At 67.6% G+C, this 13,578-nt stretch carries 14 protein-coding genes; 9 read left to right on the top strand and 5 right to left on the bottom strand.

The annotated features are described in order from the left end of the window. Nucleotides 1–142 precede the first annotated feature (142 nt). Genes ACTJKH_RS07000 through ACTJKH_RS06985 form a run of 4 tightly spaced genes read right to left on the bottom strand, consistent with a single transcriptional unit; the run spans nucleotide 143 to nucleotide 4,215 of the window. On the bottom strand, nucleotides 143–910 hold the full coding sequence (locus ACTJKH_RS07000; protein ID WP_440736310.1) for an ABC transporter ATP-binding protein: 768 nt from the start codon (nucleotides 908–910) through the stop codon (nucleotides 143–145). Next, a complete protein-coding gene (locus ACTJKH_RS06995; RefSeq protein ID WP_440736309.1) occupies nucleotides 907–1,929 on the bottom strand; it encodes an ABC transporter ATP-binding protein in 1,023 nt (340 codons plus the stop codon). The genes ACTJKH_RS07000 and ACTJKH_RS06995 overlap by 4 nt, the downstream gene beginning before the upstream one ends. Further along, entirely contained in the window at nucleotides 1,919–2,896 is a 978-nt protein-coding gene (locus tag ACTJKH_RS06990; protein WP_440736308.1) for a branched-chain amino acid ABC transporter permease, read from the bottom strand. Before ACTJKH_RS06990 ends, ACTJKH_RS06995 begins: the two co-directional genes overlap by 11 nt. 2 nt (nucleotides 2,897–2,898) lie before the next feature. Further along, nucleotides 2,899–4,215: a branched-chain amino acid ABC transporter permease gene (locus ACTJKH_RS06985; protein ID WP_440736307.1), complete on the bottom strand. Its 1,317-nt coding sequence runs from the start codon at nucleotides 4,213–4,215 to the stop codon at nucleotides 2,899–2,901. A gap of 299 nt (nucleotides 4,216–4,514) precedes the next feature. Between ACTJKH_RS06985 and guaB the strand changes: the two genes are divergently transcribed. Then, the gene (gene guaB / locus ACTJKH_RS06980; RefSeq protein WP_210097208.1) at nucleotides 4,515–6,017 is read left to right on the top strand and encodes an IMP dehydrogenase; all 1,503 of its coding nucleotides are present in this window, start codon (nucleotides 4,515–4,517) and stop codon (nucleotides 6,015–6,017) included. A 58-nt stretch (nucleotides 6,018–6,075) separates the two neighbouring features. Here guaB and ACTJKH_RS06975 read toward each other — a convergent pair whose 3' ends face one another. Then, nucleotides 6,076–6,468 carry a DUF4190 domain-containing protein gene (locus ACTJKH_RS06975; RefSeq protein ID WP_210097209.1) on the bottom strand — a complete coding sequence of 131 codons (393 nt, stop codon included), beginning with the start codon at nucleotides 6,466–6,468 and terminating at the stop codon, nucleotides 6,076–6,078. A 135-nt stretch (nucleotides 6,469–6,603) separates the two neighbouring features. Between ACTJKH_RS06975 and ACTJKH_RS06970 the strand changes: the two genes are divergently transcribed. The 8 genes from ACTJKH_RS06970 to ACTJKH_RS06935 all read left to right on the top strand — a co-directional run bounded on the left by ACTJKH_RS06970 (nucleotide 6,604) and on the right by ACTJKH_RS06935 (nucleotide 13,567). Next, complete coding sequence (locus tag ACTJKH_RS06970) at nucleotides 6,604–6,918, top strand: DUF2277 domain-containing protein (RefSeq protein WP_440736306.1); 315 nt, start codon at nucleotides 6,604–6,606, stop codon at nucleotides 6,916–6,918. A 163-nt stretch (nucleotides 6,919–7,081) separates the two neighbouring features. Continuing rightward, nucleotides 7,082–8,125, top strand: coding sequence for a response regulator (locus tag ACTJKH_RS06965; RefSeq protein ID WP_440736305.1), 1,044 nt, complete (start codon nucleotides 7,082–7,084; stop codon nucleotides 8,123–8,125). Further along, nucleotides 8,125–9,114 (top strand): ATP-grasp domain-containing protein, encoded by a 990-nt coding sequence (locus ACTJKH_RS06960; RefSeq protein ID WP_440736304.1) that lies wholly within the window; start codon nucleotides 8,125–8,127, stop codon nucleotides 9,112–9,114. Before ACTJKH_RS06965 ends, ACTJKH_RS06960 begins: the two co-directional genes overlap by 1 nt. Continuing rightward, nucleotides 9,111–9,824 carry a PHP domain-containing protein gene (locus tag ACTJKH_RS06955; protein WP_440736303.1) on the top strand — a complete coding sequence of 238 codons (714 nt, stop codon included), beginning with the start codon at nucleotides 9,111–9,113 and terminating at the stop codon, nucleotides 9,822–9,824. Before ACTJKH_RS06960 ends, ACTJKH_RS06955 begins: the two co-directional genes overlap by 4 nt. After that, nucleotides 9,824–11,311: a glycosyltransferase family 2 protein gene (locus ACTJKH_RS06950; RefSeq protein ID WP_440736302.1), complete on the top strand. Its 1,488-nt coding sequence runs from the start codon at nucleotides 9,824–9,826 to the stop codon at nucleotides 11,309–11,311. Before ACTJKH_RS06955 ends, ACTJKH_RS06950 begins: the two co-directional genes overlap by 1 nt. After that, nucleotides 11,308–11,451, top strand: a complete 144-nt coding sequence (locus ACTJKH_RS06945; protein WP_210097215.1) for a hypothetical protein — start codon at nucleotides 11,308–11,310, stop codon at nucleotides 11,449–11,451. The genes ACTJKH_RS06950 and ACTJKH_RS06945 overlap by 4 nt, the downstream gene beginning before the upstream one ends. Next, nucleotides 11,448–11,795, top strand: coding sequence for a response regulator transcription factor (locus ACTJKH_RS06940; protein WP_210097216.1), 348 nt, complete (start codon nucleotides 11,448–11,450; stop codon nucleotides 11,793–11,795). Before ACTJKH_RS06945 ends, ACTJKH_RS06940 begins: the two co-directional genes overlap by 4 nt. Beyond that, entirely contained in the window at nucleotides 11,792–13,567 is a 1,776-nt protein-coding gene (locus ACTJKH_RS06935) for a sensor histidine kinase (protein WP_440736301.1), read from the top strand. The genes ACTJKH_RS06940 and ACTJKH_RS06935 overlap by 4 nt, the downstream gene beginning before the upstream one ends. Nucleotides 13,568–13,578: the final 11 nt, after the last annotated feature.

The following is a 13,578-nucleotide window of genomic DNA, read 5'->3' as shown; positions in this document are numbered from 1 at the left end:
AGGCCCCGGATGCAGCATCCGGGGCCTTCGTCGTGCCCGGGCTCCTTGAGGTGCCGTCCACTGTGCGGTGCGGGCGCGGCGCTCGGGCACGAGAGAGGGGCGGATGCCGCAGCATCCGCCCCTCTCTCTGTGTATACGCCGGTCAGGCGGCGTCGGTGCCGAGCGTGCCGAGGTAGAGGCCGATGACCTTCGGATCGTTCAACAGGTCGCGCCCTGTGCCCTCGTAGGCGTCCTTGCCCTGGTCGAGCACGTAGCCGCGGTCGCAGATCTGCAGGCAGCGACGAGCGTTCTGCTCGACCATGATCGTGGTGACGCCCGCCTTGTTGATGTCGGAGACGCGGATGAACGCGTCGTCCTGACGCACGGGGGAGAGACCCGCCGAGGGCTCGTCCAGGAGCAGCACCGACGGATCCATCATGAGCGCCCGAGACATCGCCACCATCTGGCGTTCACCACCGGACAGGGAGCCTGCACGCTGCTTCAGCCGCTTGCCGAGTTCGGCGAAGATGCCGGTGACGAACTCGAGCCGCTCGGTGTAGATCTTGGGGTTCTGGTAGAGCCCCATCTGCAGGTTCTCCTCGATGGAGAGCGAGGGGAAGACGTTGTTCGTCTGCGGCACGAAGGCGACGCCGCGCTTGACGAGCTTGTCCGCCTTCAACCCGACGATGCTCTCGCCGTTGACGGTGATGTCACCGCTGCGCACGTTGACCATGCCGAAGATCGACTTCAGCAGCGTCGACTTGCCCGCGCCGTTGGGACCGATGATGCCGATCAGCTCACCCTGGCGCGCGACGAGGTTGGCGCCGTTCAGGATGTTCACCCCTGGCAGGTAGCCGGCGTGGACGTCCTTGAGCTCGACGACGACGTTATCGGTCGACGGCGTGGATCCTGCGGAGGTGTCGGCGCTCATGCGTTGCCCTTCTGATCGGGATCGGCGGTGCTCGTCGCTTCGAGTTCCGCCTCTGCCTCTGCTTCGATCTGCTCGCGGAGCTTCGCCGCGGCGGCGTTCTCGATCACGGGGATGCGACCGGTGACGGCCCCGAGGTCGAGGTCCTGGTGGGCGCCGAGGTAGGCATCGACCACGGCAGGGTCCTCCATGACCTCATCGGGCGGTCCCTCGGCGACGACGCGGCCCTCCGCCATCACGACGACCCAGTCGGCGATGTGGCGGACCATGTGCATGTCGTGCTCGACGAACAGCACCGTCATCCCGAGACCCTTGAGATCGAGGATGTGGTCGAGGAGCGACTGCGTGAGAGCCGGGTTCACGCCGGCCATCGGCTCGTCGAGCATCACCAGGGTCGGGTCGCTCATGAGCGCCCTCGCCATCTCGAGCAGCTTGCGCTGACCTCCCGAGAGCGATGCGGCGAAGTCCTTCTCCTTCGCATCGAGCTTGAAGCGGGCGAGCAGCTCGCGCGCCTTCACCTCGATCTCCTGATCCTGCTTGCGCCACAGGAACGGGAACAGGCTCGACCAGAAGCCCTCGCCGCGCTGGCCGGGAGCGCCGAGCTTCATGTTCTCCAGCACCGTGAGCAGCGACAGCGACTTCGTCAGCTGGAACGTGCGCACCTGACCCATCCGCGCCACCTTGAAGGAGGGGACGCCGGAGAGATTCTTCCCGTCGAACGACCACGTGCCGCTGTTGGGCTTGTCGAATCCGCAGAGCAGGTTGAACAGGGTGGTCTTGCCCGCGCCGTTCGGGCCGATCAGGGCAGTGATCGCCCCGCGGGGGATCTCGACGTGATCGACGTCGACGGCGGTCAGGCCGCCGAACCGCCGCTGCACGGCGTCGGCCACGAGGATCGGATCGACCTTCGGCACTCCGGGGGCCGCGGGGCCCTTCGCGAGACCGGTGGTCTTCGGACGTCGGACGCTCCCGGTCTGGGGCGCCGTCTCGACGTTGTCGTCGGGGGTGGGTTCAATTGACAAAGGTCATCTCCCTCTTGTCGCCGAGGATGCCCTGAGGACGGAAGATCACGAGCAGCATCAGGGCGATGCCGACGAAGATGAACACGAGCGTCGAGGCCTGGCTGTCGGACATGGGCAGGATGCCCGCCTTGGCCATCGACGGCAGCAGGTTCGCCATGAACGCGAACACGACCCAGAACAGGATCGCGCCGAGCGTCGGGCCGAACACCGTCGCCGCTCCGCCGAGGAGCAGCACCGTCCACAGGAAGAACGTGAGCGAGGTGGTGTAGCTGCCGGGGACCACGGCCGAGGGGAGGACGAAGACGATCCCACCCGCTGCGCCGATGATGCCACCGACCACGAGCGCCTGCATCTTGTAGGCGAAGACGTTCTTGCCGAGCGACCGCACGGCGTCCTCGTCTTCACGGATGCCCTTGAGCACACGTCCCCACGGGCTGCGCATCAGCGACCACACGAGCAGGATCGCGATGGCGAGCACGATCACCCCGAAGACGCGGTTCCACAGGTCGTTCGCGCTGAGAGTCCACGGACCGAAGCCGTAGGTGCCAGGGGGGAACGGGTTGGCGTCGCGGAATCCGCCGTTGAACTGCGCGAGACCGTCGGCCGAGTTCGTGTACTCGTCGAAGATCTGAGTGGTGAACAGCAAGCGCACGATCTCACCGGCCGCGATCGTCGCGATCGCGAGGTAGTCGGCGCGCAGCCGCAGCGTCGGGATGCCGAGGAGCACCGCGAAGAACGCGCCTCCCAGGAGTCCGATCAGCATGCCGATCCACCAGGGAAGACCGAAGGTCAGCACCGAGATGGCGTAGCCGTACCCGCCGATGGCCATGAAGGCGGCCATACCGAAGTTGAGGAGTCCGGCGTATCCGAAGTGCACCGCCAGACCGGTCGCCGCCAGTGCATAGGCGATGGTGACCGGGCTGATGAGGTAGACCGCGGTATTGGAGAAGATGCTTCCGAAGTCCATGATCAGCCCAACCTTTCCTTGCGTCCGAGCAGACCCTGCGGTCGCACGAGGAGGATCACGATGAGCACGACGAGCGCGCTCGCGTACTTGAGGTCGGACGGGATCCAGAGGGTCGAGATCTCGACCGCGATGCCGACGATGAGCGAGCCGACGAGGGCTCCGAACGCGGTGCCGAGTCCGCCGAGCGTGATGGCGGCGAAGATGAGCAGCAGCATCTGCATGCCCATGTCCCACTTCACGCCGGGGCGGAAGTACGCCCACAGGATGCCGGAGATCGCAGCGAGCGTTCCGGCGAGGATCCAGACGTAGCGGACCACCTTGTCGACGTCGATGCCGGATGCCGCAGCGAGCTGCGGGTTGTCGGAGATCGCCCTGGTGGCCTTGCCGATGCGTGTGCGGGTGAGGAAGAAGGCGACGCCGATGATCACGACGATGCTCACGCCCATGCCGATCATGTCGATGTACGAGAGCGAGATCGGCCCGAAGCGGAACGGCTCGGGGCTCGCTCCGGGGAGCTGGCGGGTGCCGCCGCCGATCAGGTACTGGAACGCGTAGCGGAGGGCGAGCGAGAGTCCGATGCTGACGATCATGAGCTGCACGACTCCGAGGCCGCGTCGTCGGAGCGGACGCCAGATGCCGGCGTCCAGGGCCCAGCCGAAGAGACCGCCGCCGACCACGGCCGCGATGATGCCCAGCCAGAGGGGGAGGTGCCAGAAGCTCGTCGTCACGAGGGCGACCAGTCCGCCCCACGTGACCATCTCGGCGTGGGCGAAGTTCGACAGGCGGGTCGTTCCGTAGATGAGTGCCGCGCCCATCGATGCGAGCGCCAGCAGGAGGCCGAAGTTGAGTCCACCCACCAGGCGCGAGGCCAGCTGGTCGATGAACGATGTCGTCATGCGCTCGCCCTCGCCGAGGAAGAGGTTCATGATCTTCGTGCCGGTCAGGCCGAACTCGACCTCGAACGAGGCCGTGGTGCCCGAGATCGGCTGAGTGCCCTCCGGCAGCTGCGCCGCGTCGACGATCACACCGTCAGGGAGGGTCTCCTCATCGACGGTGAGCGTGTACGTCTCCTTCTCGGGAACGTACAGACGCCACTTGCCCTCGGCATCCGTCTTCGTCTCGCCCTCGAAACCGTTGCCCTTGATCGTCATCACGACGTCTTCGACGGGGGTGTCGTCGAAGGTGATGACACCGGCGAAGTAGAAGTCTGTGATCTCCTGGCCGTCGTCGGTCTCGTCGGCGGAAGCCGCCGACGGAGGCTGCAACCACAGGAAAGCGATGGCGAGGAGCGACGCCAGCAGGATGATGACCCACCGCATTCCGCTTCGATTCGCCGAGATCGTCGGACGCACAGAACCTCCAGCCCAGTACACAGGCCATGACGGAGTTGTTCATCGGCCTTGATGTACGACGGTATGAGCGTAATGTGTCGGCTCTGTTTCAACCAAGGCACGATCTGCTCACGGTGAGAACGATCCCATCACGAAGTTGCGAAATGCCGCGCTCCCGAGCACCCCGGCGCAGGCTCTTCCGAGGCGGACGCCGGGAATTTCCTCAGCCTCTCCACGCTTAGAATTGGTACACCCTCGCCCAGATCGCGCCCGCAGGAGGACTATCCATGGACCAGCACGACCCCTTCGGCTTCGTCGGACTCACCTACGACGATGTGCTGCTCCTTCCGGGGCACACCGACGTCATCCCCAGCGAGGCCGACACCTCGTCGCGGATCACTCGCCGGATCTCGGTCGCGACTCCGCTGCTCTCCAGCGCCATGGACACGGTCACCGAGTCGCGTATGGCCATCGCGATGGCCCGTGAGGGAGGCATCGGCATCCTGCACCGCAACCTGTCGATCGCCGACCAGGCCGCGCACGTCGACCGGGTCAAGCGGAGCGAGTCGGGCATGATCACCGACCCGATCACGACCACGCCGGATGCGACCGTCGAAGAGGTCGACGCGCTCTGCGCCAAGTACCGCATCTCGGGCCTTCCCGTGGTCGACGCCGACGGACGCCTCGTGGGCATCATCACCAACCGCGACATGCGCTTCGTCTCGGGCTTCGAGCGTCAGACCACCTTCGTGAAGGACGTCATGACCTCCGAGGGTCTCGTCACCGCTCCCGTCGGCGTCGCCGCCGGCGAGGTCATCGCGCTCTTCGCCCACCACCGCGTCGAGAAGCTCCCGCTCATCGATGAGGACGGCAAGCTCGCCGGCCTCATCACCATCAAGGACTTCGACAAGAGCGAGAAGTACCCGCTCGCCACGAAGGACGACCAGGGGCGTCTGCGCGTCGGCGCGGCCATCGGATTCTTCGGCGATGCCTGGGAGCGTGCGGAGGCACTCCGCGACGCCGGCGTCGACGTGCTCGTGGTCGACACCGCGAACGGGCAGTCGCAGGGCGTGATCGAACTGGTCAAGCGCCTCAAGGCCGACGAGAGCTTCGCGCACATCGACGTCATCGGCGGCAACGTCGCGACCCGCGAGGGTGCCCAGGCGCTCGTCGACGCGGGCGTCGACGCCGTCAAGGTGGGCGTGGGCCCCGGCTCGATCTGCACCACGCGCGTCGTCGCGGGTGTCGGCGTGCCGCAGGTCACCGCCGTGTACGAGGCGTCGCTCGCCGCGCGCCCCGCCGGTGTGCCGGTGATCGCCGACGGAGGGCTCCAGTACTCGGGCGACATCGCCAAGGCGCTCGTCGCCGGAGCAGATGCAGTCATGCTCGGTTCGCTCCTCGCCGGAACCGACGAGTCGCCGGGCGAGATCGTCTTCCAGTCGGGCAAGCAGTTCAAGCAGTACCGCGGCATGGGTTCGCTCGGAGCCATGCAGACCCGCGGCAAGCAGACCTCGTACTCGAAGGACCGCTACTTCCAGGCAGACGTCCCCAGCGACGACAAGCTGATCCCCGAGGGCATCGAGGGCCAGGTTCCCTACCGCGGCCCCGTGTCGGCCGTCGCGTACCAGCTGGTCGGCGGACTGCGTCAGTCGATGTTCTACGTCGGCGCACGCACCATCGAGGAGCTCAAGGAGCGTGGCCGCTTCGTGCGGATCACGGCAGCCGGGCTCAAGGAGTCGCACCCGCACGACGTGCAGATCGTCGTCGAGGCGCCCAACTACAAGCGCTGAGCATGATCGAAGAAGGGGCCGGATGCGTCTGCATCCGGCCCCTTCTTCGTCTGCGCGTTCAGTTGCAGGTGTAGGTGACTCCGTCGACCTGCCACACGCCGGGACCGAGTTCCGCGCACATCGAGAAGAGGTTCGCGAACACCGTCACGAGCAGCACGAGGCCGATCACCGCGATCACGGTGATGATCGCGCCGATGATGATGCCCGCGATCGCGATCCCCTTCGGTGCACCTGCTTTGCCGAGCTTGACGGCCGCCACGATGCTCAGGATGAGGCCGAGTGGGGCGATCACGAACGCCAGGACGAGTCCGGCGATCGCGAGTCCGTTCCCGGGCGCTGCGGCGGGCGGAGTGGCGTAGCCGGGCCCCGCGACCGGATACGCCGCGGGGTTCGTGGCCGGGTCTGCGGGCGGCGTGTACTGCGCATCGCCGGGAGAGGGCGGGTTCGTCATGGTGTCGCTCCGATCTGGGGTGCGCGGTCGCTGGGGTGGCCGCACTCGTAGCCGAGCGTAGTGAGAGGCGTGGTATGCGCGCCATCCCGGGTTCGCGGCCTTACGGATGCCCGCATCGCGGCGTACCGTGCCGGTATGTGCCGCAACATCGTTCCCCTGAACAACCTCGAGCCCGCCGCCACGGACCATGAGTGCCATGACGCCGCCCTGCAGTTCGTGCGCAAGATCGCCGGGACGACGACGCCGTCCCGCGCGAACCAGGCCGTGTTCGATCGCGCCGTCGAGGAGATCGCTCGCGCCACGAGAGCGCTCGTCGACGATCTGACGACGACGGCGCCGCGCAAGAACCGCGAGGACGAGGCGACCAAGCGTCGGGCACGCTCCGCGGAGAGGTACGAGGCGATCCGGGTGTTCCAGGAGCAGAAGCGGGCTGCACGCCCCGCATCCTGACACGACCGGGGCGCGCGGAATCCTGTCGCACCGGGTGACTAATCGGTATGCCAGTATTTAGAGATACCCGCTCGATTTTCCTCGGGCTCCAGACGCGAAGGGCGCCGGGAGCTGCATGCCGGAGCATGACCGGCAGGGAACCTCCCCATTGAGAGCTGCAGATATGCCTCAGGATGCACCCCGCGTCCTGGTCGTCGACGACGACCCGGACGTCGCCCTCCTCGTCAAGACCGTGCTCGAAAGACGAGCCGGCTGTGAGGTCGCGGTCGCGGAAGACGGTCTCTCCGCCGTCGAGCGCCTCACGCGCTTCACACCCGACGTGGTCGTCACCGACATCGAGATGCCCGGCCTCGACGGCCTCGAGCTTCTCGCGGAACTCCGGCGGAAGCACCCTCTGGTCCCGGTCATCGTGATGACCGCGCACGTCTCGGTGGAGTACGCGGTCTCGGCGCTCCGAGCGCAGGCTGACGAGTTCCTGACCAAGCCGCTCGACAACGCGCGCCTGGTCGAGGCGGTCTCGCGACTCGCAGCCGAGGGACGCGCCAGGCGAGAGGCGAACCGGTCGCCGGAGGTGATCCTCGCGATCGGCGCCCATCCGGACGACGTCGAGATCGGCGTCGGCGGCATCCTCGCCGCTCACGCGCGTGCAGGCGACTCGATCACCGTGCTCACCCTCTCGCGCGGCTCGCGCGGGGGAGACGCCGAGAGCCGTCAGCATGAGTCGCTGGCGTCGGCCGACATGCTGGGGGCGCGCCTCTTCCTCAAGGACCTCGTCGACACCGAGATCTCCGGAGGCGGCGCGACGGTGCGGCTGATCGAGGAGGTCGTGCAGGAGGTGCGCCCGACGATCGTCTACACGCACTCCAGTCACGACCGTCATCAGGACCACCGGGCCGTGAGCGAGGCGACGATCGCCGCCACCCGACGTGTCGGTACGGTCGCCTGCTATCAGAGCCCCTCGTCGACGATCGACTTCCGCCCGACCCGGTTCGTGCGGATCGACCAGGACCTCCCTCAGAAGCTCCGACTGCTCGAGTGCTTCGCCTCGCAGACCGCGATGCGCGACTATCTCGAGCCCGACTTCGTGACCGCCACCGCCCGGTACTGGTCGCGCTTCGGCGGAGGAGTGGCCGTCGAGCCGCTCGAGGTCGTACGCGAGACCGCCGAGTTCATCGGAGCCCACGAGCTCGCACGACGGGAGAGCTGATGACTGCACGCGTACTGGTGACCGGTGCGGGAGGGCCCGCCGGAGTCGCCGTGATCCGCTCTCTCCTGCGTCGCTCCGACCTCGAGGTCTTCGCCGCCGATATGGACGGCTGGGCGAGCGGCATCTACCTGGTGCCCTCCACGCATCGCCGTCTCGTACCGCCGGGGCGGGACGAGGACTTCGTGCCGGCGATCTCGCGGATGGTGGCCGAGGACCGACTCGATCTGGTGATCTCGACGGTCGACGTCGAACTGATCGCGCTGGCCGGACGCCGCGACGAGCTCGGCCCCGCCGTGCTCGCGGCTCCTTCCCAGGACACGCTGTCGGTCGCGCTCGACAAGCTGCTGCTCGCCGAGCGCTGCGAGGCCACGGGTCGCACCCCGCGCACGGTGCTCGCAGGTGCCGACGCCGTGGCCGTCGACTGGGAGTTCCCCGTCTTCGCCAAGCCTCGTCAGGGCGCGGGCAGCCGAGGCATCCGCCTGGTTCCCGATCGCGCGGCCCTCGAGGCGCTGCCGCTGGACGAGGGCCTGATCGTCCAGGACTACCTCCCCGGCGAGGAGTACTCGGTCGATGTGATCGCGGATGCTGCCGGTGCGGTGATCGCCGCGGTGCCCCGCACCCGTGCGAGGGTCGATTCGGGCGTGGCCATCGCCGGTCGCACCGTGCACGACCCCGAGCTCGAGGAGACCGCCGCAGCCGTCGCGAAGGCGATCGGTCTCGTCGGCGTCGCGAACGTCCAGCTCCGCCGTGACCGCGCGGGGCGGGCCGTGCTGCTCGAGGTGAACCCACGGTTCCCCGGGGCGCTGCCGCTCACCATCGCGGCAGGCGTCGACATCCCCTCGCTCGTCGCGGATCTGTTCCTCGGGAGGGATCTGCCGTCGTCGATCGCCTTCCGTGAGATCGCCTCGGTGCGCTTCCTCGAGGACGTCATCGTCGAGGTCGACGAGGTGCTCGTGTCGGAGCACGCCGGGCATCAGGAGGAGCTGTGAGCGACCCCCTTCTGCGCGGCGATCACCACGTCCACTCGACGTTCTCGGACGACGCCGTCTCGACCCTCGCCGAGAACGTGGCCGCCGCCGCGGCGGCAGGGCTCACGACCCTCCGCCTCGTCGATCACGTGCGCCGGTCGACGACCTGGGTTCCCGATTACCTCGCCGCCGTGGGCGAGCTGCAGGTGCCCGACGGACTCACGATCCTGACGGGCGTCGAGGCCAAGATCCTCGATGCGTCGGGCGAGCTCGACATCCCTCAGCTCCCGGCAGGGATCGACCGCATCCTGATCGCCGACCATCAGTTCCCCGGCATCGACGGTCCGCTCGGCCCGACCGCGGTGCGTGAACGGATCGCGGACGGCTGGGCGCCGGACGACGTGCTCGACCAGCTGGTTTCGGCGCTGGACGCCGTGATGCGCCGTCACCCGGGCAACCAGCTCGCCCACTGCTTCTCGATCCTCCCCAAGATCGGTCTGTCTGAGGACGACCTCGGTGCCGAGCGGGTGGCCGCATGGGCGAAGACCGCAGCCGAGACCCACACGCTGGTCGAGGTGAACGAGAAATGGGGCTGCCCCGGACCGCTGCTGCTCGACGCCCTGCACGATGCGGGTGCCGAGCTCGTGGCATCCACGGACAGCCACGTCGCCTCCGAGGTCGGGCGCTATGCGCGCGTGGCCGAGCTCCTCTCGCAGCGGAAGTCGCGCTGATGCCCGAGCTGAATCTGCTCGAGACCGTCGTCGTCGTCATCCTCCTGCTCTGCGTGCTCGTCGGCACCCTGCCGGTGATCAACACGGGTCTGCAGTTCCTCGCGCTGCCCCTGCACGCGTTCCGCAACCACTACGGCAAGGCGGCGCCGCACCATCCGCGGGTCGCCGTGCTGATCCCCGCCTGGAACGAGGGGCTCGTGCTCGGTCCGGCGATCGAGCGGCTGATGCAGCTCGAGTACCCGGCCGATCGTCTGAAGATCTTCGTGATCGACGATGCGTCGACCGATGACACGCCCTCCGTGGTGGCGGCCAAGGTCGACGCGTATCCGGGCCGGGTCGTGCACCTGCGCCGCGAGCAGGGCGGTCAGGGCAAGGCGCACACGCTCAACCACGGACTCGAGATCGTGCTCGCGGACGAGTGGACCGAGGCTGTGCTGATCATGGATGCCGACGTGATCTTCGCGCGCGACTCGCTGCGCAAGATGAGCAGGCACCTCGCAGACGAGAAGGTCGGCGCGGTCACGGCGTACATCGCCGAGGGCAGTCGGGATCGCAACTACCTGACCCGGTTCATCGCGATCGAGTACGTGATCGGACAGCTGTCCGCGCGTCGCGTGCAGAACGTGGGAGGAGCGATCGCCTGTCTCGCCGGAGGGGCGCAGCTGCACTCACGGGCCAACCTCGAGGCGATCGGCGGGAGGATCCCGACGGGCACGCTCGCCGAGGACACCATGACCACGTTCGAGGGCCAGCTGGCCGGCCGACGCATGGTCTTCGAACCGCATGCCGTCGTGCTCGCCGAAGAGCCTCGCACGATCGACAGCCTCTGGAAGCAGCGTCTGCGCTGGGCGCGAGGCAATGTGCAGCTGACGTCGATCTATCGGAAGCTGTGGTTCCGACCCAGCCGCGCGCACAACCTGGGGAGCTTCTCCTTCGGGCTCGCCTGGTTCACGATCCTGCTCCTGCCGGCCTTCATGATCCTCGCCGCCGCGGGGATGCTCGCCCTGCTCGTGCTGCACAGCGACATCGCCGATTTCGTGTTCCGGTTCATGTGGATCTCGGCCGCGTGCATCTACCTGTTCTCCATGCTCTACTCGGTGCAGCTGGATCCGCGGATCGGTCGTCAATCCTGGCGCGAGGCACTCATGTTCCCGGGGCTCGGCGCCCTGATCCTGATGGCGATCGCCCTCTTCCCGTGGTTGTTCGAGAGCGGCCTGCAAGCGCTCGGTCTCGCGGTCACGGACCAGACCCGCGTCCTGTGGGCCGTGATCTTCTACCTGTGGGGGCCGATCTCGATGCTCGGGATCTGGCTCGCCCGTGCCGTGGAACCACTCCCGGCCGGACGCTTCTTCGCCGGGCTCCTCCTCTACGTGTGCGGCTATGGGTCATTGCTCTGTGCCATCACCGCGGATTCGTACATCAAAGAGTGGCGTCGCGCCGACGCCGCATGGATCAAGACCGAGAAGATCGGACGGGTCGACTCATGACCGCCACACCCTCACCCCAGGCGGAGCAGGAGGAGATCGCGACGGACGCCCGTCGCGAGAAGCGCCTCGTACCCCAGGCGCTCCTCGCTCTCGGAATCGTCGTCGTCGTCGTCATCGTGCGAGAGCTGTTCCTGCGATGAGCGGGCGGCCGCTGGCTCTCGTCGTCGAGGACAGCGCGGATCAGATGGACCTCCTCCAGCGGTACCTGGATCGCGAGGGGTTCGACGTGTTCGCAGCGATCGATGCGGAATCGGCCATCGCGGCGTTCCCGACGATCAGCCCGTCCGTGGCCGTCGTCGACCTCCTGCTTCCCGGAATCACGGGTGAGGAGTGCGCACGCCTCGTGCAGGCGAGATTTCCGGACTGCTTCCTGATCGTGAGTTCGGTGCTCGATGTCGCCGACTATCCGGATGCCGATGCGGCGTTGCCGAAGCCGATCGTCGGAGCGGACCTCCGCCGACTGCTCCGAGGCGTGGCGCGATGACCACGACGAACGTCGTCCAGGCGTCGATGGAGCGGGGATGGCGAAAGTACTTCGACAATCCCACTCCGCTGATGAAGCAGGGCCCCACGGCGATCGCGGTCGGGATCGCGGCGCTGCTGATGTGGGCGATCCCAGGGGTCCCCGTCACCGACGCGGTCGTCGCGATCACCGGCATCCTCGCGGTCGCGGCGGTCACCGCGCTGGCCGGCGTCCTCTCCGTTCGCGGCGTGTACGACGGCTGGGTGACGATGCTGATCCCGATCGTCAGCATCCTCGGGATCGGCGCGCTGCGTGCGGGCACCGGAGGAGCGACCTCGCTCTTCTCCTCGCTCGTGCTGCTTCCGGTGATATGGATCGCGGCCGCTCCCGGACGCAGACAGGTCTTCCTCGTCGGCATCTTCACGTCGATCGCGCTCCTGATGCCGAACATCATCGATCCGCCGGAGGACTCGGCCGCCTGGCTGCGCGGCATCATCGGTCCTCTCGTGTTCGCCACGGTGGGCGCGATCGTGAACGAGCTGTCCCGGCTCCAGCGGCTGCGCACGTCGCAGGCCGAGGCTCTCGTCGCCGAGCGGACCGCCGCCCTCGTCGCCAATCAGGCGATGCTCGAGAAGCTCAGCGCCAGCGAGCAGCAGTACCGAGCGCTGTCGGAGTCGTTCACGAGTCTGTGGAACTCGATCACCGGTCAGGCGGTCATCGCCACCGACAACTGCGGCACGATCAGTGCATGGAACCCCGGGGCGGTGCGGTTGCTGGGCATGCCCGTGCGCGACGCGCTGGCCGAGGTGCGCGTCGACCGGTTCTTCGAACCGACCGTTCTCGCGCAGTTCGCCCCGAACGGGGCGGTCGCGACCGAGGATCGACTGCACCCCGGATTGCGCGCACTGTTCGACGAGGCCGATTCCGGTCTGTCGGTCGACTCGCACATCGACGTCATGACGACCGGCGGGTCGACGGTGCCGGCGCGGGTCACCGTGTCGCCGTACCAGGATTCCGACGGCTCGCGACACGGGTACCTGCTCGTGATCACCGATGAGACCCGGGCGGTCGAGGTCGCCCGCATGAAGGACGAGTTCGTCGGCATGATCTCGCATGAGCTGCGCACGCCTCTGAGCGCGATCATCGGATTCCTCGATCTGCTCCAGAACGACCCGGGGCAGCCCCTCACGACCGATCAGCAGGAGTTCGTCGGCATCATCGAGCGCAACGCGCAACGCCTGCTCAACCTCGTGGGAGACCTCCTCTTCACCGCTCAGGTCGAATCGGGGAGATTCCCGCTCGAGCGTCGGGACGCCGACGTCGTCGAGCTCGTGCGCAACGCCGTGGAATCCGCAGGACCCCATGCACAGCGCGAGGGGATCGAGATCGTCGCCGAGGTCCCGACCGCTCCCGTGCACCTGTCCGTCGACTCGGGACGGATCGGTCAGGCCCTCGACAACCTGCTCTCGAACGCGCTCAAGTTCACCGGCTCAGGGGGGCGGGTCACCGCGAGCGTGCGGATGCATGACGGAGGCGTCGAGTTCGCCGTCCGCGACACGGGTGTCGGCATCCCGGAGGACGAGCAGGGGATGCTGTTCACACGCTTCTTCCGCGCATCGACGGCGACACAGAACGCGGTGCCCGGGGTGGGCCTCGGGCTCACGATCACCCGCGCGATCGTGCTGGCCCACGGCGGCACGATGGATGTGACGAGCAGGGAGGGCGTCGGCACCGAGTTCCGGATGCTCCTTCCAGCGGCGCCGCGCACCGAGGCCATCCAGGTCGTCGGCTGATCCCGACCGTC

It is taken from the genome of Microbacterium sp. 22215 (genome assembly GCF_052045655.1).
Lineage (GTDB): Bacteria > Actinomycetota > Actinomycetes > Actinomycetales > Microbacteriaceae > Microbacterium > Microbacterium phyllosphaerae.
The sequence above is the reverse complement of the archived record's forward strand: the minus strand, read 5'-3'. Positions and strand labels throughout refer to the sequence as shown.

Coding starts and splice junctions, on each gene's coding strand:
- ACTJKH_RS06985 (WP_440736307.1), bottom strand. CDS start 4,215: ATGCGGTGGGTCATCATCCTGCTGGCGTCGCTCCTCGCCATCGCTTTC.
- ACTJKH_RS06945 (WP_210097215.1), top strand. CDS start 11,308: ATGACCGCCACACCCTCACCCCAGGCGGAGCAGGAGGAGATCGCGACG.
- ACTJKH_RS06950 (WP_440736302.1), top strand. CDS start 9,824: ATGCCCGAGCTGAATCTGCTCGAGACCGTCGTCGTCGTCATCCTCCTG.
- guaB (WP_210097208.1), top strand. CDS start 4,515: ATGGACCAGCACGACCCCTTCGGCTTCGTCGGACTCACCTACGACGAT.
- ACTJKH_RS06965 (WP_440736305.1), top strand. CDS start 7,082: ATGCCTCAGGATGCACCCCGCGTCCTGGTCGTCGACGACGACCCGGAC.
- ACTJKH_RS06975 (WP_210097209.1), bottom strand. CDS start 6,468: ATGACGAACCCGCCCTCTCCCGGCGATGCGCAGTACACGCCGCCCGCA.
- ACTJKH_RS06970 (WP_440736306.1), top strand. CDS start 6,604: ATGTGCCGCAACATCGTTCCCCTGAACAACCTCGAGCCCGCCGCCACG.
- ACTJKH_RS06940 (WP_210097216.1), top strand. CDS start 11,448: ATGAGCGGGCGGCCGCTGGCTCTCGTCGTCGAGGACAGCGCGGATCAG.
- ACTJKH_RS06935 (WP_440736301.1), top strand. CDS start 11,792: ATGACCACGACGAACGTCGTCCAGGCGTCGATGGAGCGGGGATGGCGA.
- ACTJKH_RS07000 (WP_440736310.1), bottom strand. CDS start 910: ATGAGCGCCGACACCTCCGCAGGATCCACGCCGTCGACCGATAACGTC.
- ACTJKH_RS06960 (WP_440736304.1), top strand. CDS start 8,125: ATGACTGCACGCGTACTGGTGACCGGTGCGGGAGGGCCCGCCGGAGTC.
- ACTJKH_RS06990 (WP_440736308.1), bottom strand. CDS start 2,896: ATGGACTTCGGAAGCATCTTCTCCAATACCGCGGTCTACCTCATCAGC.